This window comes from Coprococcus intestinalis (assembly GCF_023656595.1).
In the GTDB taxonomy this organism is placed as follows: domain Bacteria; phylum Bacillota; class Clostridia; order Lachnospirales; family Lachnospiraceae; genus Coprococcus_A; species Coprococcus_A intestinihominis.
This window is the reverse complement of the sequence record NZ_JAMOKJ010000005.1, coordinates 110,276-134,006: the sequence shown is the minus strand read 5'-3', so window position 1 is coordinate 134,006 and position 23,731 is coordinate 110,276. Positions and strand designations below refer to the sequence as shown.

General features: G+C 45.3%; 28 protein-coding genes and 1 pseudogene. 14 read left to right on the top strand and 15 right to left on the bottom strand.

The window, feature by feature from the left end:
- Positions 1–184 precede the first annotated feature (184 nt).
- From NBH03_RS05970 to NBH03_RS05925, 10 genes are all read left to right on the top strand, one after another.
- Positions 185–424: a (2Fe-2S) ferredoxin domain-containing protein gene (locus tag NBH03_RS05970; protein ID WP_015515270.1), complete on the top strand. Its 240-nt coding sequence runs from the start codon at positions 185–187 to the stop codon at positions 422–424.
- 2 nt (positions 425–426) lie between these two features.
- Positions 427–2,157 carry a [Fe-Fe] hydrogenase large subunit C-terminal domain-containing protein gene (locus tag NBH03_RS05965; protein ID WP_250798120.1) on the top strand — a complete coding sequence of 577 codons (1,731 nt, stop codon included), beginning with the start codon at positions 427–429 and terminating at the stop codon, positions 2,155–2,157.
- Positions 2,154–3,329: a SpoIIE family protein phosphatase gene (locus tag NBH03_RS05960; protein WP_250798114.1), complete on the top strand. Its 1,176-nt coding sequence runs from the start codon at positions 2,154–2,156 to the stop codon at positions 3,327–3,329. Before NBH03_RS05965 ends, NBH03_RS05960 begins: the two co-directional genes overlap by 4 nt.
- 11 nt (positions 3,330–3,340) lie before the next feature.
- Positions 3,341–4,804 (top strand): 4Fe-4S dicluster domain-containing protein, encoded by a 1,464-nt coding sequence (locus tag NBH03_RS05955; RefSeq protein WP_250798113.1) that lies wholly within the window; start codon positions 3,341–3,343, stop codon positions 4,802–4,804.
- 473 nt (positions 4,805–5,277) lie between these two features.
- Complete coding sequence (locus tag NBH03_RS05950; protein ID WP_250798111.1) at positions 5,278–5,676, top strand: Fur family transcriptional regulator; 399 nt, start codon at positions 5,278–5,280, stop codon at positions 5,674–5,676.
- 181 nt (positions 5,677–5,857) lie between these two features.
- Positions 5,858–6,400, top strand: coding sequence for an NADH peroxidase (locus NBH03_RS05945; protein WP_250798108.1), 543 nt, complete (start codon positions 5,858–5,860; stop codon positions 6,398–6,400).
- 760 nt (positions 6,401–7,160) lie between these two features.
- Positions 7,161–7,388 carry a holin gene (locus NBH03_RS05940; RefSeq protein WP_250798104.1) on the top strand — a complete coding sequence of 76 codons (228 nt, stop codon included), beginning with the start codon at positions 7,161–7,163 and terminating at the stop codon, positions 7,386–7,388.
- 16 nt (positions 7,389–7,404) lie between these two features.
- The gene (locus NBH03_RS05935; RefSeq protein ID WP_250798099.1) at positions 7,405–7,644 is read left to right on the top strand and encodes a hypothetical protein; all 240 of its coding nucleotides are present in this window, start codon (positions 7,405–7,407) and stop codon (positions 7,642–7,644) included.
- Positions 7,645–7,718: 74 nt separating this feature from the next.
- Positions 7,719–8,147, top strand: a complete 429-nt coding sequence (locus NBH03_RS05930) for a hypothetical protein (RefSeq protein ID WP_250798097.1) — start codon at positions 7,719–7,721, stop codon at positions 8,145–8,147.
- Between the two features lie 129 nt (positions 8,148–8,276).
- Positions 8,277–8,573 carry a hypothetical protein gene (locus NBH03_RS05925; RefSeq protein ID WP_250798095.1) on the top strand — a complete coding sequence of 99 codons (297 nt, stop codon included), beginning with the start codon at positions 8,277–8,279 and terminating at the stop codon, positions 8,571–8,573.
- Positions 8,574–8,600: 27 nt separating this feature from the next.
- Here the strand turns inward: NBH03_RS05925 and NBH03_RS05920 are convergent, their stop codons facing one another.
- Together NBH03_RS05920 and NBH03_RS05915 are read right to left on the bottom strand one after the other, a co-directional pair.
- Positions 8,601–8,891, bottom strand: coding sequence for a hypothetical protein (locus tag NBH03_RS05920; RefSeq protein ID WP_250798094.1), 291 nt, complete (start codon positions 8,889–8,891; stop codon positions 8,601–8,603).
- An 887-nt stretch (positions 8,892–9,778) separates the two neighbouring features.
- Positions 9,779–10,972, bottom strand: coding sequence for a site-specific integrase (locus tag NBH03_RS05915; RefSeq protein WP_250798093.1), 1,194 nt, complete (start codon positions 10,970–10,972; stop codon positions 9,779–9,781).
- 201 nt (positions 10,973–11,173) lie between these two features.
- Between NBH03_RS05915 and NBH03_RS16090 the strand changes: the two are divergent.
- Positions 11,174–11,278, top strand: a pseudogene (locus tag NBH03_RS16090) (NADH peroxidase); the annotation flags it as partial.
- Positions 11,279–11,751: 473 nt separating this feature from the next.
- Here the strand turns inward: NBH03_RS16090 and NBH03_RS05905 are convergent.
- The 7 genes from NBH03_RS05905 to NBH03_RS05875 all read right to left on the bottom strand — a co-directional run bounded on the left by NBH03_RS05905 (position 11,752) and on the right by NBH03_RS05875 (position 17,732).
- Entirely contained in the window at positions 11,752–13,359 is a 1,608-nt protein-coding gene (locus tag NBH03_RS05905) for a recombinase family protein (RefSeq protein WP_250798092.1), read from the bottom strand.
- A 134-nt stretch (positions 13,360–13,493) separates the two neighbouring features.
- On the bottom strand, positions 13,494–13,685 hold the full coding sequence (locus NBH03_RS05900; RefSeq protein WP_005946147.1) for a transposon-encoded TnpW family protein: 192 nt from the start codon (positions 13,683–13,685) through the stop codon (positions 13,494–13,496).
- Between the two features lie 12 nt (positions 13,686–13,697).
- Positions 13,698–14,648 carry an ATP-binding protein gene (locus tag NBH03_RS05895; protein WP_009259844.1) on the bottom strand — a complete coding sequence of 317 codons (951 nt, stop codon included), beginning with the start codon at positions 14,646–14,648 and terminating at the stop codon, positions 13,698–13,700.
- Positions 14,645–15,385, bottom strand: a complete 741-nt coding sequence (locus tag NBH03_RS05890; protein WP_009259845.1) for a phage replisome organizer N-terminal domain-containing protein — start codon at positions 15,383–15,385, stop codon at positions 14,645–14,647. Before NBH03_RS05890 ends, NBH03_RS05895 begins: the two co-directional genes overlap by 4 nt.
- Positions 15,375–15,569 carry a hypothetical protein gene (locus NBH03_RS05885; RefSeq protein WP_250798156.1) on the bottom strand — a complete coding sequence of 65 codons (195 nt, stop codon included), beginning with the start codon at positions 15,567–15,569 and terminating at the stop codon, positions 15,375–15,377. The genes NBH03_RS05890 and NBH03_RS05885 overlap by 11 nt, the downstream gene beginning before the upstream one ends.
- 173 nt (positions 15,570–15,742) lie before the next feature.
- Positions 15,743–17,362 carry a relaxase/mobilization nuclease domain-containing protein gene (locus NBH03_RS05880; RefSeq protein ID WP_009259846.1) on the bottom strand — a complete coding sequence of 540 codons (1,620 nt, stop codon included), beginning with the start codon at positions 17,360–17,362 and terminating at the stop codon, positions 15,743–15,745.
- Positions 17,334–17,732: a plasmid mobilization protein gene (locus tag NBH03_RS05875; protein WP_009259847.1), complete on the bottom strand. Its 399-nt coding sequence runs from the start codon at positions 17,730–17,732 to the stop codon at positions 17,334–17,336. The genes NBH03_RS05880 and NBH03_RS05875 overlap by 29 nt, the downstream gene beginning before the upstream one ends.
- 111 nt (positions 17,733–17,843) lie before the next feature.
- Here NBH03_RS05875 and NBH03_RS05870 point away from each other — a divergent pair, with 111 nt between their 5' ends.
- Positions 17,844–18,131 (top strand): hypothetical protein, encoded by a 288-nt coding sequence (locus NBH03_RS05870; protein ID WP_243281675.1) that lies wholly within the window; start codon positions 17,844–17,846, stop codon positions 18,129–18,131.
- Positions 18,132–18,173: 42 nt separating this feature from the next.
- On the opposite strand, the gene NBH03_RS05865 is transcribed toward NBH03_RS05870, so the two are convergent.
- The 6 genes from NBH03_RS05865 to NBH03_RS05840 form a co-directional block, all read right to left on the bottom strand.
- On the bottom strand, positions 18,174–18,584 hold the full coding sequence (locus NBH03_RS05865) for a hypothetical protein (RefSeq protein WP_023921374.1): 411 nt from the start codon (positions 18,582–18,584) through the stop codon (positions 18,174–18,176).
- A gap of 57 nt (positions 18,585–18,641) precedes the next feature.
- The gene (locus NBH03_RS05860; protein ID WP_004853580.1) at positions 18,642–18,839 is read right to left on the bottom strand and encodes a helix-turn-helix domain-containing protein; all 198 of its coding nucleotides are present in this window, start codon (positions 18,837–18,839) and stop codon (positions 18,642–18,644) included.
- On the bottom strand, positions 18,817–19,275 hold the full coding sequence (locus NBH03_RS05855) for an RNA polymerase sigma factor (protein ID WP_023921375.1): 459 nt from the start codon (positions 19,273–19,275) through the stop codon (positions 18,817–18,819). The genes NBH03_RS05860 and NBH03_RS05855 overlap by 23 nt, the downstream gene beginning before the upstream one ends.
- A gap of 158 nt (positions 19,276–19,433) precedes the next feature.
- Entirely contained in the window at positions 19,434–20,138 is a 705-nt protein-coding gene (locus NBH03_RS05850; RefSeq protein ID WP_009259848.1) for a zf-HC2 domain-containing protein, read from the bottom strand.
- On the bottom strand, positions 20,131–20,616 hold the full coding sequence (locus tag NBH03_RS05845; RefSeq protein WP_008818014.1) for an RNA polymerase sigma factor: 486 nt from the start codon (positions 20,614–20,616) through the stop codon (positions 20,131–20,133). The genes NBH03_RS05850 and NBH03_RS05845 overlap by 8 nt, the downstream gene beginning before the upstream one ends.
- A gap of 206 nt (positions 20,617–20,822) precedes the next feature.
- Positions 20,823–21,329, bottom strand: coding sequence for a hypothetical protein (locus NBH03_RS05840; protein WP_250798090.1), 507 nt, complete (start codon positions 21,327–21,329; stop codon positions 20,823–20,825).
- 223 nt (positions 21,330–21,552) lie between these two features.
- Here NBH03_RS05840 and NBH03_RS05835 point away from each other — a divergent pair, with 223 nt between their 5' ends.
- Positions 21,553–22,479 (top strand): Na+/H+ antiporter NhaC family protein, encoded by a 927-nt coding sequence (locus NBH03_RS05835; protein WP_250798082.1) that lies wholly within the window; start codon positions 21,553–21,555, stop codon positions 22,477–22,479.
- Positions 22,480–22,735: 256 nt separating this feature from the next.
- Positions 22,736–23,668 carry a homoserine O-acetyltransferase MetA gene (metA, locus tag NBH03_RS05830; protein WP_015515284.1) on the top strand — a complete coding sequence of 311 codons (933 nt, stop codon included), beginning with the start codon at positions 22,736–22,738 and terminating at the stop codon, positions 23,666–23,668.
- Positions 23,669–23,731: the final 63 nt, after the last annotated feature.

Below are 23,731 nucleotides of genomic sequence, written 5' to 3'. Positions count from 1 at the left end.
AGCGATTGATTGTTGAAAACGTGATTATAAAAGTATTATTCAAAAGTGGATATTGAATATTGTATACAAATTGTATAAAATTAAAAACTATAGGAAACTGTGTTGAAAGAAAAAGAAACTATTGTTAAAATATTGTTAATCACTCGGGGAGGAGAATGATTAACTAAAATAAGGAGGAATTGCTATGACAATCACAATCTGTATTGGAAGCTCATGTCATCTGAAAGGTTCAAGAACAATTATTCAGAAACTGGAAGAATTGATCACGGAGCGTCAGTTAAACGACAAAATTGAGCTCAATGGTTCATTTTGCATGGGCGAATGTTCAAATGGTGTTTGTGTAAAGATTAACGATGAATTGTTCAGCGTTTCACCGGAGACTGTGAATACATTTTTTGAAAATGAAGTACTCAGGAGGCTTTAAGGGTGGGCGTCATTGGATTTAGAAAGGCAAAGTGCAAGGACTGTTATAAATGTGTCCGTTTGTGTGAAGTAAAGGCCATTCGTATCAAGGATGAACATGCACAATTTGTTGCTTCAGAGTGCGTGGAATGCGGTCAGTGTCTGGAGGCCTGTCCACAGAATGCAATTACATTTATCAAGGATATTCAGTGGATCAAGTCCATGGTGAAGAACCGGGAGAAGATTGTTGTATCTCTGGCGCCGGCGTACCTGGGTGTATTTGGAGATGCAGATCCGAACCAGATGGCGGCAGCCCTTCATCAGCTGGGATTTACATATGTACATGAAACGGCAGAAGCAGCTGGATATGTTGTGCAGGAATACATGAATTATTGTGACAGATCTGATAAGGATGCGGTTCTTCTGACATCATCATGTTCTGCCATCAACAACTTGATTGAGAAATATCATCCGGATATGCTGCCGTATCTTCTGCCTGTTGTGACACCGGCTATCGCACATGCAAGAATGCTCAGAGCACAGTATGGACCGGATGTGAAGATCATCTATATCAGTCCGTGTGTCTCAGATGGAGGAGATGCATTGAAGGATCCGAGAACAAAAGGCATCATCGATGCGGTGTTGGATTTTGCAACACTGCGTGAATGGCTCAGAAGCGAACAGATCAAGATTCCGGAATGTCCGAGCAGCCATATGGACAGTATGGATCCAAAGGTGATGCGTCTGTTTGCTGTCAGTGGAGGGATTCTTTCTGCTATTAAGGCTGCAAAAGGCCGTAAGTACAAGCACAAGCGACTGTATGTCAGCGGTATCGGACCATGTGAAGAACTTTTTGAGTGTATCCGTAATGGAGAGATCAAGAACTGTGTTATTGAGTTGAATTCATGTACCGGCGGCTGCATCAACGGACCGATGACCGGAGGCAAGAAGCGTGACCGTTTCAGATCCAAGATCAGTGTCAGCCAGAAGGTAGATGAGCATGAGGCACCGGAATTACCGCCGCTGCCGGAAGGTGTCAGCCTTTATAAGGAATATACGGCGCGCTGCGAAAAGAGAATTGTCCCGTCAGATGAGCAGATCCGTGCAATCCTGTCCAAGATTGGCAAGGATTCACCAGAGAAGGAATTAAACTGCGGTGCCTGCGGTTTCCCGACATGCCGTGATAAGGCCATTGCTGTATACCGCGGCAAAACCCAACTGACCATGTGTATTCCGTATATGTATGAGCAGGCCAAGGGTATGTCTGATATTATTCTGGCTGTGACACCAAGTATGATCATTGTTGTGGATAAGGATTATTATATCTGCGAATTCAACAATGCAGCAGAGGTCGCTTTTGGTGTATCCCAGCAGAAAGCGCTGGGACATCCGGTATCTGAGCTTATTTCCACAGAATATTTTGAAAAGGTTTTCCGTGAGAAGCGAAGTATTATTAATCAGCGTGTAGATTATGATACCTATCATATTAAGACAATGCAGAATATTATCTACATGCGTGAGCAGGAAAAGGCCCTTGTGATTATGCGTGACATTACGGAAGGTGTGCGCAAGCAGGAGCAGCTTCGGAAGGTGAAACTGGACACAGTGGCTATGGCTCAGAATGTCATCAACAAACAGATGATGGTGGCTCAGGAGATCGCCGGTCTTCTTGGTGAGACAACAGCTGAAACGAAGTCAACCCTTCGCAAATTGAGAGACACACTGATGGACAGTGATGAGGATATAAAGATATGAATGTAAGTCTGGATGTCTGCAGCAAGAGTCTGAACAAAAGAGAAGAAGAACTTTGTGGTGATACTGTCGAGATCGTTAAGACAGCGGATGCTGATATTATCATTCTGTCAGATGGTATGGGAAGTGGTGTAAAGGCCAATATCTTATCCACATTGACCACCAGGATTCTCGGTACGATGCTGAAAAACGGCGAGACCATTGAAGACTGCGTGGAGACCATTGCTATGACACTGCCAATCTGCAAAGTAAGGCAGGTGGCCTATTCCACATTTGCGATCCTTCAGATTTTCAGAGATGGGCGTGCCTATCTGGTGGAGTATGATACACCGGCCTGCATTGTGATCCGTGACGGTCAGAAGCTTGATATTGAGCATACAGAGCGGGAGCTTTCAGGCAAGATTATCAGAGAATATCGTTTTAACATTCAGGAAGATGATTATTTTGTGATGATGAGTGACGGTGTGACCCATGCAGGGGTTGGCGGTCTGTATGGTTTTGGATGGGGACGGACGAGAGTTGGTGAGTTTATCCAACAGAGGTTCAATGATACGAAGATGACAGCAGCACGCCTGGCATCCTATGTGATCAATGAGTGCAGTCAGCTGTACCATCAGCGACCGGGAGATGATACAACCGTTGTTGTGGCGAAAGTGACAGCACGAATGGACCTGAATATTTTCACAGGTCCTCCGACAAAGCGAGAAGATGACGAAAGTGTTATCCGTGAATTCATGCGCTCACAGGGGCTGCATGTTGTCAGCGGCGGTACAAGTGCCACAATAGCGGCACGTGTATTAAACAAACATATAAAAGCATCCCTCATTTACGAAGATCCGGATATTCCTCCGACAGCTGAAATTGACGGACTGGATCTTGTGACGGAAGGTGTTCTGACACTGAACCGTGCGGTGAGTATGATGCATGAATATAATGAAGGACGGCAGGATCAGTCGTTTTTCAAACGGCTTGATGAGAAGAATGGCGGTTCGCAGCTGGCAAAACTCATTATTGAGAGATGCACGCATCTGCATTTATTTGTAGGTGAAGCGATGAATCCGGCTCATCAGGCAGCTGGTCTTCCATTTGATCTCAGTGTCCGCATGCGTTTGGTGGACAAGATCATTGAGGAAGGCAGGAAGATGGGAAAAACAGTCAGTGTTAAATATTATTGAGGATGATATGTATGAAGACAACATTTATTACTGATATTAATAAAATTAAATTTGAAGTCAATACAGAAGTTGCCCGGCTGGCTTTTGCAGGAGAATTGGACGAGAAAGCCAATGAGATTCCTTACAAGCTGATTCCGGGACGTACACCGCACTACAGATGCTGCGTTTATAGAGAACGTGAGATCATCCGTGAGCGTGTACAGCTGTCTATGGGACGTTCTGCCATGTCCGGCCAGAAGAACAAGAATATTGTGCAGGTGATCGAGGCTGCCTGTGAAGGCTGTCCGATCAACAGATTTAATGTGACTAACAACTGTCAGATGTGTATGGCCAAAAAATGTCTTGGCGCATGTAATTTTGGCGCCATCAAGTTTGAAGGCGGCCATGCCGTCATTGACCATAAGAAATGTAAAGAGTGCGGTAAGTGTGCAGAGGCTTGTCCTTACAATGCCATTGCCGATCTGATGCGTCCATGTAAGCGCAGCTGTCCTGTAGATGCCATTACAATGGATGAGGACAACATTGTTGTTATTAATGAGGAGAAATGCATTAACTGCGGTCAGTGTGTGATCAACTGTCCGTTCGGTGCTTTATCAGACCGTTCATTTATGGTGGACGTAATCAAACTGATCAGCAGCGGCGCACCGGTTTACGCCATGGTGGCACCGGCTATTGAAGGGCAGTTCGGCCCTGATGTCAGTGTCGGTATGATTCGTGAGGCTGTCATGAAGCTTGGCTTCAGAGACATGTATGAAGTATCTCTGGGCGCAGATTTTGTATCAAAGAATGAAGGACAGGAGCTTCTGGAGCACTATGAAGCCGGCGAGAAAATGACAACATCCTGTTGTCCGGCTTTCGTTTCTCTGATCAAGAAGCATTATCCGCAGGTACTCAAGTATATGTCTACAACTGTTTCACCGATGACAGCTACAGGACGTCTGATCAAAGCCATGCATCCGGATGCTGTATGCGTTTTTATCGGACCATGTATTGCCAAGAAATCTGAAGTCATTGATTCCATTACTTTCGGTGGTGCAGATTATGCCATGACTTATGAAGAACTGGCCAGCATGTTTGAGGCGAAAAATATTGACCCTGAGGAATGTACAGAAACTATGCAGCAGGGAAGTAAGTTCGGCAAGCAGTACTCTGTATCCGGCGGTGTAACAGCGGCAGTGCTCGAGACATTCAAGGAAGCCAACAAAGAAGTTGATCTGAAGGTTAAGACCTGCAGCGGTGCACTGGAATGCAAGAAAGCACTGATGCTTCTGAAAGTCGGCAAGCTTCCGGAAGACTTTATTGAAGGTATGGCATGTGTCGGCGGCTGTGTTAACGGTCCGGCAATGCTTGGTAAATCCAGAACATTCCTCAAGGACAGAAATGGTCAGATCGCCAAGGCGGATGATCGAGGTGTTCTTGAAAATGTTGCACAGTACGATGAATACGGCATTAATATGACGAGAAATCATCAATAAAATGATTAAAATGCGTTCGTATATTTCGAAAAGGATATAAAAAGGAGACTCTTCAACAGGCACGTTTGCACTGCCTAGCTCTGGCAGCAGTACGTAAGATGCTAAAAAACAGCATCTAAGTACTGGCCGAGCTAGAAGCACCTGTTTGAAGAGTCTCCTTTTTATATCCTTTCTCCGAAGTGTTTAGACGCATTTTATATGATGTATTGATGGTTTCTCGAAATCGGAGGAAGAGTGGGGAATAATCGAGGAAGATAAAATAGTGAGCAATTTTATTTTTGATGTTTTTGACTGCACGCTGTGATGGGCAGAAGTGTAAAAGAATGAATCCTGTGTTTGGATATGCTTTCTCAAGAAAATGTAGAGAATATGAGAAATTGATATTGACGAAATGATGTTTATATACTAAAATAATGATAACGATTACTATTTGTAAATATTTATTGATGAGTATAGAAACAGAGGAGATTAGTATGCCGGGATTGAAGTACAGCAGACAGAGAGAGTCTATTATTAATTGTCTGAAAGGGCGGAAGGACCACCCGACAGCAGATATGATTTACGCGTCGGTGCGGGAAGAGTATCCGAAGATCAGTCTTGGGACGGTTTACAGAAACCTTTCTTTATTAGTGGATCAGGGAGAGATTCTCCGCTTTTCATGCGGGGAAGGACAGGATCATTATGATGCAGATACATCACAGCATTATCATTTTGTATGCAAGAAATGCAGGGCTGTTTCAGATTTGCATATGCCACCGTTGGAACATATCGATGTGCTTGCGAAGGATGGTTTTGACGGTGAGATAGATGGTCATTTCGTTCTGTTTTATGGCACTTGCGGGAAATGCAAAAAAAATGAAAAAAATAGTTGACAAGGCAGGAAAAGTGGTGTAATATACAGATAACAGTAATGATTACTGTTTTAAAAGAAACATATTAATCGTAACCGTTCCGTATAATGGGGAAGCAGTCAGCGGGCATATAGCTGAAGGCAGTTAGTATGGATTGGAACGGTTACAGTATATTATAAAGTATGAAAAGGAGATTATAATTATGAAGAAATGGGTTTGTACAGTATGTGGTTATGTTTATGAAGGTGAAAACGCTCCGGAATTTTGTCCAGTCTGTAAGGCACCTGCCAGCAAGTTCAAAGAACAGTCCGGTGACAAGACATGGGCTGCAGAACACGTTGTAGGTGTTGCACAGGGTGCGCCTGAAGATATCATGGCTGATTTAAGAGCGAATTTCGAAGGTGAATGTTCAGAAGTTGGTATGTATCTGGCAATGGCTCGTGTCGCTCACAGAGAAGGTTATCCTGAAATCGGTTTATACTGGGAGAAGGCAGCTCATGAGGAAGCTGAACATGCAGCTAAGTTTGCAGAACTCCTTGGCGAAGTTGTTACAGACAGCACGAAGAAGAACCTTGAGATGAGAGTAGATGCTGAACACGGCGCAACAGAAGGTAAATTCGACCTTGCTAAACGTGCGAAAGCTCTGAACCTGGATGCTATCCACGACACAGTTCATGAGATGGCCCGCGATGAGGCAAGACACGGCAAGGCATTCGAAGGACTGCTTAAGAGATACTTCGGCTAAGATTTAAGGCTGAGTCAAACTAAAATTAAAAAAATATTCGGGAACCGCTGGAGATCGCAATTCTGGCGGTTTTCTTGCGTTCCGGTATCTCTTAAAATTTCTTTTTTTCTTCTCTTATAGGTGCATTTTCTTTAAAAATTTCTTTTATAAAATTCTTGATTTTCCCTTATTTTTTCAGCATTTCAGGCCTGTTCAGTCTCAAAAAATGGGGAGAAAACGGGCATTCACACTTTTTAGAGGTGTCAAATTCGGTCAAAATTGGCGACTAATCCAAAAATTTCACACGTTAAAGCGTTAGAAATACCTTGTTTTGTGCGGATTTAGGCACTAAAAAATTCACATTCTTATTCACACTTTCACCTTAAAAAAGGAAGTGCATGCTGGCTGAATCTGACCGACAAAAAACACTTCCTTCCATAAACGCTCAAAAAAATCTATTTCAAAAAAAAAAGGAGGCGGCCAGTTAGTTCCTGGCCAGTGAATCTAAAAAAACAATCGGAATAAAATGAAATAACAGTTTTAAAAATAATTAATTAATTGCTACGTTAGCATCACCTCTATTGTTCATGGACCTCTGTTCATCTGTATATCAACTCCTCTCCTTGTTTGTATCATCATTATACCACATCCTGCTGCCTCTCAAACTTTGCGAAAATCGGCTATCCTCCTCGAAAAATTACACGCCGCAAAACTCCCATATTATAATCAGAAAACCAACGGCCACGAAAAGGCCGATTCTGTTTTAAAGGGGGAAAACTTTATGAGCACAAAATTTAAGGCATTTTTAAAAGACACTAGCATCCGCGCGATCAAGACAATGGCTCAGACCGCACTGTCTCTGTTCACGATCGGTCAGGCGGTAACAGATGTTTCATGGATTTCAGTAATTTCAATTTCATTGGTGTCAGGTCTCTATTCTGTATTAACATCTATTGTTAACTACAACATTAAGCTCGACTCACCAGATACACCAGACACTACAGAGTAGCAGAGGTGATCTCAACATGATTACAGAACAAATCATAGTCACTGTCATCACAGCCTCTGCTTCCATCGTCGCCGCGATGATTGCAAACATTGCCGCTATGTCTCGAACGAGCCGAAAAATCGATACTCAGATCGCTCTTATCGAACAAAAAATCGATCAGCTCTCAACACGTGTTGAAAAACATAATTCAGTTATAGAACGCATGTATAGGCTGGAGGGAGAGGTCGAGGTAATAAAGAAAGAGGTAGAAAACTAAATGAAACAGACCATTTTCCTGACGTAACGAAAAAGGCAGAAACTAAAACAGAAAAGAAAGGGGGGACTAAACAAATGGGACAGTTAGATGGCATTAAAGATTACAGATTCGGCCAGAACATCAAAAGAACGCCAGAGGAAGAGCGGAAGCTGAAACAAAAGGGAGCTGCTGCCTCCCACGTGACCCGGAGGCGGAATAAAACCATGCAGCAGTGTGCTAAATTGCTATTATCTGCGGAACCGGATGATAATGCAAAAGCGTTGTTGAAGAAAAATGGCATTGAAGAGGATGATATGACTAATCAAATGGTCATTATGTATAACCTCATGCAGCTTGCAAAGGATGGCGATGTTAAAGCAGTCAAGGCATTGGCGGAGATCGTCGGCGAAGGGGCAGCAGGACAGGCTTTGAAGCAGAGAAAACTTGAGGCAAAGCAGAAGAAAATTTATCAAGACAAATCTCTGGAATTGATGGAACGCAAGGTCGAAAATTCGGAGTTTTAAAGTTTGAGAAGAGGCAGATGGGCAATACGCCTGCTGCTTCTTTTTTTTTGTGGAATTTAATTCCAAAACTTTCACGCTGTCAAAAATCACATATTTGTTGTAAATCCAACGAAAGCGAGGAATTACAATATGGCAATTGCTGAGACTTATGAAGAATTTGTTGATAAATTTAAGCCGAAAAGAACGACAGATGACTGCTACACTCCGGAAGGAATTTATGACGTCGTCCGCGACTATGTAATTGAAAAATATGATCTGCAGGGTCGTCCAGTTATTCGTCCGTTTTGGCCTGGCGGAGACTACGAAAAATTTGATTACCCTGAGAATTGTGTAGTCATCGACAATCCGCCGTTCTCAATCTTGGCCAGGATTCTTGATTTTTATGCGGAGAAGAAGATTGATTTCTCATTTTTGTGTCTTTTTTAGGTGAAAAAACTAGTGTGTTAGGTGCGCCTAATCATTGCTGCCATTCTCCTTCCTTCTATCTTCCTCCAAATTAATTCCGGTTTCTCTGTCCCACCAGCAATCCGCTTCCCTTGCCCTCACGGCTACATACTGTTCCGCCGACATTCCCACAATGTGTAATGCAGAACTAATTTTATAATGTTCCCTTACAATTAGCATATCCACTACATCCGCTGCTACATCCATTATCGTCTCTGCCGTCACGCCAAGCGTGCCTCTCGCGTAAGCATATGCATCAATAATCTTCAAATCTCTAATGCTCAACATATTCTCACTCATCCTCAGTTTCCTCCTCATCAAAAAACTATTTTTCTATATTATACCACAGCAAATTTTCCACACTTTTACCAGAAAATCGTTCATAAAAATCTAATTGTGTAATAAGTTATACACATTTGAAAGAAAAATTATATTTTTATCATAGACGTTATAGAACCAGATCGGAACAATGATTTTATCATCACACTCAATCATCATCAAAAAAACGAAAAAAAACAGAAAAATCCCCTCCAGCAAAAAAAACGAAACAGGAGAGGAAGAAGATTCCTTTTTTAACACTGTGTCACCTATACCTGCCACAGTTTGATCTGCTTCTCTACCTGCTGCAGTACCTGGACACCCTCACGTACTGTGTCACCTATAGCTGGCCCAGTTTGCTTTATTTTGCCACGGAAGAAGATGCTTTTACTGTGTCAGCTATACTTGGCCCAGTTCGTACAAAAAAGCCGGGACAATATCAAAAAAATGATATCTCCCGGCATCTGCTGCCAGTCAAGCTCTTCAAAATTCTGGCAACACATATACAGAACTCGCCAATCCACTAAAAAAAATCTGGCAAACACGCCAGCTGATCTCAAAAAACGAAATCGAAAACGAAAAAATGATGGGATTGCAGCGCTTTCTACTATATAAACTGTTTTTATCGTCAAGATGTGACAGAAAAATTGGAAAATTCTGGAAAAGATTTTAATTGGAGAGGAGACAGGAAAGAGGAGGCGACAAAGGAGCCGGATGACTGCAACAGGAGAAGCAGAAGTCCGGCTCTTAGTTTGTTTATGTTATGTTGCTGTTGTGGAATTTAATTCCAAAAAGACTTTATTCATCTTCCTCTCTATCTGTCTCTGCTATATCCTTAAAATCTAGCTTTATATAAACATTCTCCTCCTCTACACCAGCTTTTTTCTTATGATATCTATACCTTCGTCGTTGATCCCGAGGTAGTACTGCTGTGTGACTGTTATGCTGCCGTGCCCCATCATTTTCAGCAGTAAGTGCTGCGGGACGCCGGCATTGGCCATCCGCGATCCGTATGTGTGGCGGAGGTTGTGATAACGAAATTCAATTCTGCGCTTCTTCAATTCTCTAGCATGATATTTGAATGAATTGCGTGTGTATAGCGTTCCATCCATACTACAATTAACCAATTCTGTGGCGGAGATGACGCTTCCGTCAATGTCGATGATGCGGCGGGCTCTAAGCTCCCGTTTTTGCTTTTCCTCCGGCGTGAGGGCAGCGAATTCTGATCTTAGGAGAAGAAGATGGTTGATGAGGGCCTGCGGCATGACGACATTCCGGTATGCGTTTTTTGTCTTAGGTTTGACAAGGGAGAGGATGCCGTCGATGTACTGCTGTTGTCTGTCAATTTTTATGTAACCACCTTCAAAACACACATGATCCCATTTTAATCCGAATGTCTCATTTATTCGTAGTCCACAAAATTTGCCGATCATGTAGGCCGTCTCGACCGTCGAGCCTCTGAAAAAATCATCCAGCTGCTTCATTTCTTCTCTATTATACACCACAATATCCTGTTTCGGCTTTTCGCACGGCATCGTGATTCTTGCTTTTTTATCCTCACAAAGGCGGTTGTATTGCGATTTGCCTATATAATTATGCCGATAGGCTGTTCCGATAATTACATAGAAGAATTTTAAAAACCCTTCCACGTAGCCAAAGGCATAATCGTCATCCATTAATTCAGACAACCATAAATTTATTTCGCCGGCAGACAGACTTTTTATATCTCTCTGTCCCCACCTCGCACGGAAATGATTCTTCCAGAGACTCTTTCGTTTACACACTGTTCCGTAAGCTTTTTTCTGACTTTCTGGAATAACGCAATGTTCATATATGTCTGCTACCGTGCCATTTTTAAGCCCATATTTTTCCGCTTTTTTATCTCTGCGACGTTGTAATTCGTTCGCGATTGCCCAGTTTCTCTCTTTTTCCGCAGCAGCAGCGGTTTTCATTATTAAGCCGTTTCGGTCTCTTGTTCGTCTAATATCAAATTGATTCTCGATTCTCGCACGATATCCCCACGTGCCATCCGGCAGCTGAAAAACTCCTGTACGCTTTTTCATAGCATAGAATCGTCCTTTCTTTATTTATTTTTTTTCTTTTCTTGATTTTTATTTTTAGACTCGATTTTTTTTGAGATTTTTTGAAATTTTGGGGAGAATCCTGTGAATTTAGAATTTTACACCTTGAAAAAGAGGAGTGAAAATGTGAATCTTCCGGTGAAGAAAAGAAGGAAAAAAGCCTTGAAAATAGTGCGATTTTAAGCTCTGAACCTGGATGCTATCCACGACACAGTTCATGAGATGGCCCGCGATGAGGCAAGACACGGCAAGGCATTCGAAGGTCTGCTGAAGAGATACTTCGGCTAATCACAAAGCCGCATAGAATAAGGATTTTTATGAGAGGGAACCACGAAAGTGATTCCCTCTTTTCAGTTTCGTCGATCTTGATCCTTCCCTTTTTACAAGTCGTAGCCTTGGATTTCAATCGATGGGTAGCGGATTAATGGACCGCAGATATAATAGTCTGTCCTCGTTTAATCATGCTGGATAGTTTTTGCTGATTGAGTGGCTTGCGTTTGTAAAGGACATAATCATAAAGGTCCTGTCTGTATTGGTGTACTTCTCGGAGCAATGAATTTGTAGCAGAACCATGAAACGGCTCACTGAAGATATCTTCAAGGTTTAAAACGATGCGCTCTCTTGACTTTATTTCTTTCATAGCCCAGTCTTTACGATATTCCGTTGTCATTTGCTTATGTGTGATAAAGAAGTAATAGAAGTGTAAAAAATTTTGCCGTTCCTATCCGATACTTGCCTTTGATATCGGATAGGGCGGGCGGTCATTCGGGCAAGTCCACTTTGCCGACGAAAGAATAGTAAATCTCAATATCCTGTCTGCGTGTGCCGTTTTCATCGTAGCTGCACTCATGCACAACGATTTTCTCTACAAACTCACGCAAGAGGGTGTGGGTCAGTTCTTCAAAGTTCATGTGCTTGCGGACAATGTTCATAAACTTTTCTGCGTTTACGGTAGCTTCCTGTGCTTTGGAAAGCTCCGCCTGTATTCTGGCAACACGCTCTTTCAATTCCTGCTGTTCGGCTTCATAGTCTGCCGAAAGCTCCGTGAAACGCTCGTCAGAAATGCGACCGCTTACGCTGTCCTCATACAGCCGCTTGAAAATAGCGGAAAGTTCACCGATACGCTTTTCGGCAGCTTCCAGTTCCTTTTTCTTGGCGGCGTTCCGGCGTTTGCCGCCGTCCTCGTTCTGCTCGATCAGCAGCTTCATAAACCGGGCTTCATGCTTTGCCGCATAGCTCGTCACTTTCCGTAGATTGGAGAGAACGCCCGCAGTCAAAAGGTCGGTGCGGATAAAATGTGCGGTGCAGTCATGGATGCGCTTCTTGTAGTTCCCGCAGATATAGCAATCCTGTTTCCGCTTATCGGTCTGGTAACGCTGCTGATACATGACGCTGCCGCAGTCCGCGCAAAAGAGCATACCAGAGAACAAGCCCACTTCATCATAGCGGTTCGGACGCTTGCGCTGTTTGCGTAATTCCTGCACACGCTCCCATGTCTGGGTGTCGATGATAGGCTCATGGTGGTTCTCGAAAATTGCCTGTTTCTCAATGGGATTTTCTATGCTGTGCTTGGTCTTGTAGGACGGTTTCTCCGTCTTGAAGTTCACCAAACAGCCCATGTACTCCCGGTTTTCAAGGATATGCACCACGGTATTTGTCGCCCATTTGCACTCATAGCCGGGGTGATAGCGGCGTGTACTGCCCGTCCTGCGGTATTCCAGCGTTCCCGACGTTGGGATTTCCTGCTCGGTCAGCATACGGGCTATCTTGGTCGGACCGTTCCCGGCAAGGCACAGACGGTATATCTGCTTGACCACGGGTGCGGCTTCCTCGTCAATGATGAAGTTTTCGTCCTCGTCCATGAGGTAGCCGTACACGGGTTTGCTCGTAACAGGCTTGCCGCTCATGCCTTTTGACCGTTTTACAGCTTTGATTTTCTTACTCGTATCTCTCACCAGCCATTCGTTGAAAATGTTCCGCAGAGGGGCAAAATCATTGTCGCCCTGTGCGCTGTCTACTCCATCGTTGATGGCGATAAAGCGGACGCCTTTTTGTGGGAAAATCATCTCCGTGTACATTCCCACTTGCAGGTAGTTTCGCCCTAACCTCGACATATCCTTTACGATAACTGTCCCGACTTTTCCGGCTTCAATGTCCGCAAGCATGGCTTGAAAACCGGGTCTTTGAAAGTTCGCACCAGAATAACCGTCGTCCGTGTACCAGCGCAGATTGGAAAAGCCGTTCTGCTTTGCATAGGTTTCAAGAATACGCTTCTGGTTGGAAATGGAATTGCTCTCGCCTTGCAGCTCGTCCTCATGGGATAGTCTTGGATAAAGGGCAGTGATTTTCTGGGTGGTCTGTCTTAACATAAAATCCTCCGTTTCCGACAGCCAGCCCCACTATTCCGTATTTCGATTATACCACATGGGGCGGCTGTCTGTATAGCGGCTTCTGCTTCTTTACCGCCCGGTAAAATGACGATTTTTCTGTGCGGCTTGTAGCGTTAAGGCGAAAGCTGGGCTTTGTGTCCTGCGGCGGCTTCCGCCTCCAGCACTTTCATCATCTTATCGGCTGCGGTGTCGGTGGTATCTTTCTTGAAAAAGCCGGAAACGACAAGGACGGTGTTGCCCATGCGGATCTCTGTCACGCAGTCCGGGCGGCGTTCCGGGGTGGTGTTCTGCTTGTTCTCTGCCATAGGCAACTCCTTTCATTTCATCTCGTCGTCGCAAAGTCCATTCGGCTCCGTTTCCCGCTGGAGCGGAAAACTACGCTCATTTCCTTGCTCCTCCTCTCCCCGCAAAGCCTTACGGCTTTGTGGGGCCCCCATTAGCTTTTTCAGCCTGTTCAGCTTGGCTTGCGCCGTTTCCCGGCGAAAGTTCTCACCCGTAAAGAGGATAGGGGCGCACATTTCCAAAAGGCGGTCATAAATCCGGGCATGGGCGGTGTCCAGCGGATTTTGCAGGCTGTCCAATGTCAGATTGGTGGTGACGATTAGGGGCTTGCGGCTGCGGTAGCGGCTGTCAATCACATTGTAGACCTGTTCTAAACCGTACTCTGTGCCGCGCTCCATTCCAAAATCATCAATGATAAGCAGAGGAAATCGGCAAAGACGCTCGATATACTCGTTGCGCCCCCCAAAGCTGGCGGTCAGGTCATTCAAAATCGCAGAAAAATTCGTCATGCGGACAGCGACTTCCTGCTCCATGAGGGCATTAGCGATACACCCGGCAAAATAGCTTTTTCCTGTGCCGACCTTGCCCCATAGCAGATAGCCGATATTTTCCTCGCGCATGATTTCCCAATGCTCCACATAGAAGTGTGCAATCTCCATTTGCGGGCATTTCCCGTTGTCATTGGCGAAAGTCCATTCCTGCATGGTGGGATTGGTAAATCCCTGGCGTTTCAAGTCCTCCACGGTATCAAGGTGCTTTCTGCGCTGTTCGGCGGTTTCACGCTCCAAACGCTTGGCTTTCTGGCAGTCACATTCTGCCGGGTGGCGGTCACGCCCAAACGGGGCGGCTTGCTTTTCCGGGAAGTAGGCTTCTTTCGGGGTGCGGCACTTGCCGCAGTAAAGCAGCCCGTCCTCGCCTGTGTAGTCCTCCGGCTCTGCGGTAGTAGTCATCATATTCAAAACGGTATCGGTAAAAAGTTCAGTCATAAACTCTCGCCCTCCTTAAAGGTGTAATCGGGTATGCCTTTTTTCGGCGGTTTCTTGGCTTCGTCCTCCTGCGCCCACTTGTATATCGTGGCTGCATGGCTACGGTATTTCGTTCCTTTGGACGCTATATGAGTAGATAAGCGGTCAATATAATACTCCCATTTGTCGGGCAGTTCCGCTTTCAGCTCGTCCAGTTCCGTATCGGAAAGAAAAACATTGTTGTATCTGCCATAGCGGCGGGCGGGGGCTTGTCCCTTTAACTCTCCCTCTTTTTCTAACTCTATATCTATCTCTTTCTTTATCTCTATCTCTGGTGGACGAATGTCGGACAAATGTCCGCCATTTGTCCGCGGCGGCAAAAGCGCCTTGTTTTCAAGCCTTGCGGCGCGTTTCCGTTCCGCTTCGGTAGAGGATTGACCGATCATCAGCTCAATGTCGGTCATATAAAGCAGCCCGCAGTCAAGCTGCTCCACAAGCCCTAACTGCTGGAAGATGGCTAACGCCCGTTCCACCGTCCCGATTTGGTGACGGGTCAGCGTGGCTATCATCTGGGCGGTATAGGGGATATGCTCGTCAAGCTGTAATCTGCCGCCATTTTTCAGCGATTTTAAGTACAGCTTCAAGAGGATATTGGAATACAAAATCCCGTCTTTCATGTCCTCTAACAGCACAATGGAATCGCTGTCGAAGAAGTTTTCTTTCAGTTTGAGGTAGTAATATTTGCGGTTATCTGCCATTGGCGGTGTCCTCCCTGTGTTTCCATCTCTTAGAGAAATACCGGGGGCAGAGGACGATAATCGCCCGGAAGCTCTGCCTGCAGCCGTGTGTGCAGCCCCGGCAAAGGTCATTGTAAGTAATACGGTTTCGGTGGTTGAGGAAAAAGCTCCATTCCAACCGCCGCTTTTTGCTCATGCGCGGCATTTCTCGCTCCTTTCTGCCGCTTCCGCTGGTATAAGCGGATAGGTCGGTAAAAATGTTGTTTCTCGGTATCATTTTCGGGGATTTCCTGCGCTGTATGCCCCGTTTCAAAGGTGGGTAGTATTGCGGATAGGGTGCAGGGCATATCCCCGTTTTGGTATCGTTTGGGGCGGTTTTTAACGCTCCTGTTCGTGTGTTTTCTCTCTGTCTTTCTCGCCTTGCAGGATTTGGGAAAGATTGCTTTTCACGGTATGCAGCTCCTTGACGCGGGCTTTTTTCTCCCGGTATTCGTTGTAGTGGGCGTTCTTTTCGGCGGTAAGCTGCTCGATTTCCGCTTGCAGCGCCTTATGACTTGGCAGCTTGGAAACGCCATGCGCCCGGAAATAACGGGCGGCTGCGTCCGCTATGATAAAATCGCTTTCGTACCGTTCCCGATAGGTGCTGCGGGCTTTCTCCGTTTTCTGTGCTTTCAGACCATCACGGGCAGGCTTGGTCTTGGCATAGGCAATCACCTGTGTCTGAAGCTCTTTTTTCTCCCGGATAGCAGCGTCCAGGGCTTTCAGCTTGGCGGTGCTGTCCTGTAAATCCGCATTGGCAGATACAAGGGCTGCGTCCAGTTCCTCCGGCGAATAGCCGTACTGCCCGTAGGCGGCAACGGTAGCCGCCATTTGTTTCAGATTGTGGACTGCCGCCCAGCGGTCATATCCCACGCCTTTTCCCTCCGCTCGTTTTGCCGCCCGGTCAACCATACGCTGAATACCGTCCTTTTCCGGGGCGGTTTGGACAGCTTTTTTACCCTGCAAACGCTCCTTTATGCTGCGGGGATATTCGGGTATGGCTGCGGTCTGCTCGGCGGTTCTGTGGGCATTCTGTTCCAAAAGGGCAAGAACGGCGGTGCGGTCAAAATCGTCGCCCAGCTTGCGGGCGGTAATGGGCTTTGTCCTGTCCGGCGTGAGATAGGATAGCCGCCCCCGGCTCTCCTTGACGGTCACGCCCTGCTGCAAAAGAACGGCGGAGAACTCGTCATAGCTGGCGGCAGAGGACAGCGCGGCGCGTATGGTCTGCCGCAATTTTTCCTTGTCTGTTTCAAACTTCGTGGGCTTGGCTGGCTGCTCCTCGGCTGGTAAGGCGGCAGCTTCCTTGTCCAGCTTTGCCTGTCCTTTCCGCTGCGCCCAATACTCGCGCTCGGTAATGCGGTTCTTGCTGCCATGCAAAAGGTCGATTTGATAGAGATTTTCCCGGTGGCACAGCTCCATGACTTCGGCTTTGAAGTATTCCATCGCCGCGTCTGTGCAGCGGTGCTTGCACCCGGCGCGGGTGTCCGCCGGTCTGTCCATGTAAGGCAGGAACGGAACTTCCGCTATCCGCAGAGAATTGATAACGATATGCACATGGATATTTCCGCTGTGGTTATGTCCGTCCGGGTGGGTGCAGACAATGGCTTGGTGTCCGGGAAACTGTTTCCGGCAAAATTCCTCGCCCAACGCCTGCGCCCGGTCTACGGTCAAGCCGTTGTCTACTGCGTCCCGTGGGTCAAAGCTGATAATGTAGTGGTGGCTTTTCACATCTTCTCGTTTTTGGTTTTTCCCATAACGGAGATTGGATCGCATACAGGCAACAGCAAAATCCTCGCCGCCGCAGTTCAGCGTTGCTATTCGGTAGTCCTCCCGGAGCATGAGCCGCCCGCTTTCATCAAGGGTGGGCTTCATGGTAAACTCATCATGTTCAAAGGTGAGGTACTGCTCGGTTGCGCCATAATCCGCATTTTTAGAGCTGATATGTTTGAATGTTGCCAACAGCGTCACCTACCTTTCGCAAGACTTCAAACTTCAAGGCGGCAAGGTCAGAAATGGCGGCGCGGACTTCAACGGACAGGGCGTTGTATGGTGTGCCGTACTCATTGAGGACGCGGGCGATCTGATTGAGGTTGCCGCCGATTTTTCCGTATTCGGCGGTCAGCCTGCCAACGGCGGACAGCAGTTCATCGTTGACCGGGGAAACGGTAACGATGGGGCGAATAGTCGCCCGTGTGATGGCTTGCCGGATAAATTCGGCTTGGCTCATGTCATAGTGTTTCAGCCGCTCGGTAAAGTCGGCGTATTCTTCCTCGGTCATGCGGGTTTTGACCACATGGCAGCGGTGGGGCGTGTTGTATTTTTTCTTCAAGCGTTGACCTCCTTTCTCGCCCGACAGGGCGCATGAGCAGGGTTTGGGGAAGGCACTCCCCAACAAGATTTACCAAAGGGGCAAAACCGCAGATATGCGGATTTTGGCACCGTGGTAGAATCTTGCTCTAAAAAACTGCCGCTTTCCTCGGCGGCTCTGGTTTGCGGATATACTGGCTTGCTCCACCAATATAGCGATTGCGGCGGCGTGTTCTGCCCGCTGTTCACCACTACAACGGTGAAAAAGGTGCGTTTTGGCAAATGCAGCGGAAATTTTTTTGATTTCCCCGTCCTGCTCCCTACAACAATCCGGCGGTGTGGTTTGCCAAAGATTTTTGAAAATAGGCGCAAAAAAAGCAGCAAACCTTTTTCAAGATTTACTGCTTATATGCCGCTGTGATGGGCGGCGGTATTAAATTGTCAGCCGTTTTTCAAATGGAATTTATCTGCAATCGCTTTCTTTTCGCTTTCCAATCCCTTTTCTGTAATCTTCCATAATCCTAACGCAATGATCTGCTATCTTTTGCATTCCGAGTTCTTCAAAAAAAGCAATTTGTATTTTCATCAGTTCTTCGCAAACAGCCAACTTCTGCTCATCCATATTGCTAATAGCAAGCCATGGGAACGCTTTATATTTCTTAGTGTCACCAATGAGAAAATTGTACCCTATCAACTCATTTTCACGGAAAACGAAATAGAATTGTGGACCTGAACCCGGAACTGACTTTTCCATAATTTGTTGCATGGTTTTCACACCGCCGTATGCAGGAAAAAAACCTATTCGCTCAAGAGCATTTAATATGTCAAGCCTTTTATCTGTGGGTATGTCTCTATAATTGATAATCTGTTCCATTTGCTCCACCCCCATTAAAGTTTAATTTGTCAGGCTCTAATTATACAACTTTTCTGCTTAGCGGTCAAAGCGGAACTTCAACAGGCTTTCTATCAGCCGCCCGACGATATGTTCCTGCATATCTGTGTTGATCTGTCCGTCCATTTTCGCACAAGAGCGGATATATCCGGCATAATGGGATAGGACGGCGGCAACAGCTTCCGGGTCGCCCTCGCTTGCCTTAACGATTGTTTCATAGGGAAGTAGCTGGTTCATAGGACAAGCCCTCCAACTCTGCCCGTAGCCGCCGTAAAATCATCTGAATACGCCGCCCGGTTGTGTTGCCAGCCCGTCCATATCTCCGTCCAATCTCCCTATGCGTCAATCGTTGGAAGTAGTACAAGAAAATGATTTCCTGTTCCATCTGTGATAGTGCGGACAGGGCTGCGGCAAGCTCTGGACTTTCCAAAAGCACCATCTGACCACAGACGAAAAGCGGATAGCTGGTCATGCCGGATTGCTCCGCAAAGTATTTATCTGTGGTACTGAATGGATAGTGTTTTTCTTCTATCAGATATTCAAGCGAGATTTCCCGCTTGCGGCGGCTCCGTATGCTCCGGGCTGCGTCTATGGCAGCGTGGCGAATAACAGTCTTGCAAAAGGCATCGTGTGTATGCCGGATATGTTCTTGATACTTTTCGTGTTCGGTCATGGAAAATCCCCCTTTCTGAATAATGGCAGAGGGCGGCAGCATCTTGTGCTGTCGCCCTCTTGATTACCGAACAGCAAAGACGGGCGGGGCTGTCAACGGCGGCGCATTTGCGCCGTTCATCTTGACCGTTGACAGGCTCGGCTGGGTTTGCTATCTGCTCACGGCAATTCACTCTCATTGATAGGAATTGCTTCAAGGTCCGTATTCAAATTGTTCCAATAAGAGCCAATATCCGCACTTGTGAAATACTTAAAACCGCCTGCTTCTGACTTCAATTCGCCGTTTTTAACTCCATAGCAGGCGTAAATCAAATCGTAGCTTGTTCCATCTGAGAGGTTAAATCTAAAGCTGGTCACATCTGCTCCGGCAGTTTCCTCAGTTGTTTTGTCTTTTAAGGATAAGTCCTTGAACTTATCATACAGGGTCTTTATATCATTTTCAGCAACAACTACTTTCTTTTCTGCTGATGCAGGCACTCCGTCATAGTGGTACATTTCAACGCTTTCGACATCTTCAACCTCAAATGGGAAGTCGATTTTGACAGGCTCATAAGCAATGTTTATAGGTAACAGAAAGAGAGCTGTAAAAATTGCAATGGTACAAAGAGCGATGGAAACGAGAACAGCAATCGTTATCTTTTTCCTGCCCCTCTGCTTTTCTTTTGCCTCATGGCGCATAATAACGCTTTCGCTTTCTTCGTGAAGAACATCTTCGCTCGTGTGAGAAAGCAATTTCTGATAAATTGCGTTACAATCAGCACAGGCGTTCAAATGCTCTTTTACCATCTCTGCGCTTGCTTCGCTGCAAGCACCGTCAACATACAGCGGAAGAATATCTCGAACAATATCGCATTGTTTACTCATGCTTTTCATCCATCCTTTCTTGAATTTTTAGCTTTGCACGATGATAAGTAACTCTCGCCCATGATTCTGTTTTTCCAAAAATTGCAGCGATTTGTGAAAAAGATAGTTCCCCGAATACGCGAAGCTGAAAGACTTCTTTGTATGGTTCTTCCAAACGGTGAAGAACGAGGTGTATGCGGAACGCCATGTCAGAATCTGCAACTGAGTTCTCAACATTTTCATTTGATGGCAAGTCATTGATTTCACTCACATCAGCTACTCGCTGACGGCTTCGCATTTCATCATGGTAAAGATTTTTTGCTATGGAGCAGAGCCATGTCAATTCATCTGACTTACCTTTGAATTGTGATGTTGTAGAAACAGCCTTATAGAATGTGTTCTGCGTGATTTCCTCTGCTATCTCACGATTTTTGGCAAGAGAAATAGTATACGAGTATACCTGTAAATAGTAGGCTTTATAGAGCTTTTCATAGTCCATACTTGTCATCACCTCCTTCAGCTTCATAGGTTAGACGGAGAAATCGGAATTTCGTTACAAAGAAGTTTGAAATTTTTATACCTTTACGCTACTCTTGCTTTCTGCGGACTGTTGGTAGACGCACATTAACGGCAAGCAAAGAGATTGCTGTGTCAGCTTGATATGTTCAAATGCTAATTAAGTATAGCATACAGCTATGAATTTTTCTATTGCGTTCCCCTGACTTCGGAATAGTGGCAGGGCTGGCTATCCATGTCTTGTGCTTCTCTACCGTACATGAGCATTAAATCAAGGTACATATTGAGCAGATTGATTTGGGCTTTTCCAAGGCTCTGAAGCTCTGCCTGAGCTGTCTTTTTAAGTTCTAAACTTGAATCACCGTAGAAAATTGCATCTTTATTGTCAAACCAAAGTTTCCAATTGAAATCATAGGTTTGACTATTCCAACATTGTTCCACAAGTTTGTACATTTCTTGTTGGAAATATTTTTTTGACCTTTCCTTTTCGGCTTTTTCATTTGTCTCTTTTGCGTGATTATACAGACAAATACCTACGATTACAACAATAACGCCGTATAGATATCCTCCGCTCAGGAAAATAAGGATACCGATGATAGAAATGATGATGCCGACAGCTTCTGTTTCGAGACAAAATAAAACAACATTTACAAGGATTATAAAGAGGAGGGCTAATCCGATAATAGTTAATAACATTGATGTATCAATTCCTTTCTTTTCTGTTTATTTGATTTTTGATGAGTTGTGAAAAATAATTTGTTTTCTATGCTGCTATTGTATCATTTGAGTTAGAAGTGGGTGGTCCCGGGTGGGGAAAAAAACAGTGATTTGGAACTTGTAGACGGCTGTGATAATCGCTATAATAATGAAAGAGATAAACGGGCGCTTCACAGTGCGGCCGTGTCAAAGGAGTCAATCAATGATAATTACTATACTACTTGCAGGACTGCTTCTTATACTTGCTGCAGGCATCAGGTGTGGATTTGCGCTGGATGATTTAATATGGATGGCAGTCAATGGCATAAAAAAGGCTGTGAATGTCCTGAGTGTGCTGGCTATTGTCGGTATTTTGACAGCGATGTGGCGTGCAGATGGTACGATCGCTTATATCGTATCATCCGCAGCGGGGTTATTTAAGCCATCTATTCTGATCGTGACCATTTTTTTGATGAATTGTCTTGTTTCTTTTATGACAGGGACTTCATTTGGAACAGCTGCAACGATGGGCGTGATCAGTATGACGATTGCCGGTACAGCAGGTGTTAATCCGGTAATTAGCGGTGGCGCGGTGATTTCAGGCTGTTTTTTTGGTGACAGATGTTCACCGCTTTCAAGCAGCGCAATTCTCGTGGCCTCTGTAACAGATACGAATCTGTTTGACAATATCCGAAATATGTTAAGGACTGCAGCAGTTCCTTTTGTACTGACGTGTATCATCTATGGGGCGATTGGACTTGGTGGTGCCAATCAGGTTGATGCCGCTTCCATATCGGATGTTTTTGCAAAAGAGTTTCAGCTGAATAGATGGATGATTTTGCCGGCTGTTATTGTGCTTGGACTTTCAATGCTGCGTGTCGATGTGAAGCAGTCGATGACGCTCAGTATTGTATGTGCAGTCATCCTTTGTGTTTTGTATAAAGCACAAGAGAATTCGCAGAGAGCAGTTGATCTGGAAGATTCTGCCGTTTTGATTTCGGCACTTATTCCGTGGTCCATTGCGGGAGCCGTGCCGGCAGCTACGATTGGTGCACCGGTATATTGTCTTGCAGCGGCATGTTATCTGTATTTAATTCCGATTTGTCGACTGGTTAGAAAAAAGAATATCTTTCTGGGATGCAACAATTAAGAATAATATAAGAAATAAGTCAGTCAATCGTCCTTGACAGAAGATGCAAAAAAAATTACAATATCTATTATACATGGAATTTGCTCCCAATTCCGCTGAAAATAAGGATGGGAGCCTTTTTATCATAATTGGAGTATAAATTCCGCCTGTGGTAAACGCTCCGCATGGATGCGCAGCGATTTTTAATGGATATTTAGTTTGATTATTGAGTTTTGTCTGCACATGCAGACAGATAGATTTAGGAGGAGACGACAACATGCCGATTAAAATACAGGATGATTTGCCGGCAAAGTCCGTGTTGGAGGATGAGCACATTTTCGTGATGACGGAGACGAGAGCTTTGTCTCAGGATATTCGTCCTTTGAAGATTGTGATTCTGAATCTGATGCCGACGAAGATTGAGACAGAGACACAGATTCTGAGACGCCTTTCCAATACGCCGCTGCAGATTGAGATTACGCTTTTGCAGACAGCGACCCATGAGTCGAAGAATGTATCTGAAGAGCATATGATTGCTTTTTATCAGGAATTTGACCAGATTAAGGATGAGAATTATGATGGTATGATCATTACCGGTGCGCCGGTGGAGATGATGCCATATGAAGAAGTGGAATACTGGGATGAGTTATGCGAGATTATGGAGTGGAGTAAGACACATGTGCATTCTACCTTCCATATTTGCTGGGGTGCCCAGGCGGGGCTTTATTATCATTACGGTATTCCGAAGTATATTCTGGACAAGAAGATTTCCGGCGTATTTTCCCATAAAGTGCTGAACAAGAAGTCCAGACTGTTCAGAGGTTTTGATGATACATTTTATGCGCCGCATTCCCGTCATACGGAAGTGAGAGCCGAGGATATCGAGAAGGTGCCGGAGCTGAGAATTATGGCGGCTTCCGAGGAGGCCGGTGTTTATGTTGTGGGCAGTGCGGATGATTCCCAGTTCTTTATCATGGGCCATTCAGAGTACGATGTGGATACATTGGCGAAAGAATATTTCAGGGATGCAGAGAAGGGAATGAATCCGGAAGTGCCGAAGCATTATTTCCCGGATGATGACCCGACGAAGCAGCCGGAGATGAAGTGGAGTGCCCACGGACAGTGGATTTATTCTAACTGGATGAATTATTTTGTTTACCAGACAACACCATATGAATTGAAGAATGGTGTTTTTGTACCTGTAGAATGATCAATACAGTAACCTTGTGAAATGAGTGACAGGTAAGTGTACAACGGCAGTTATGATGCATGG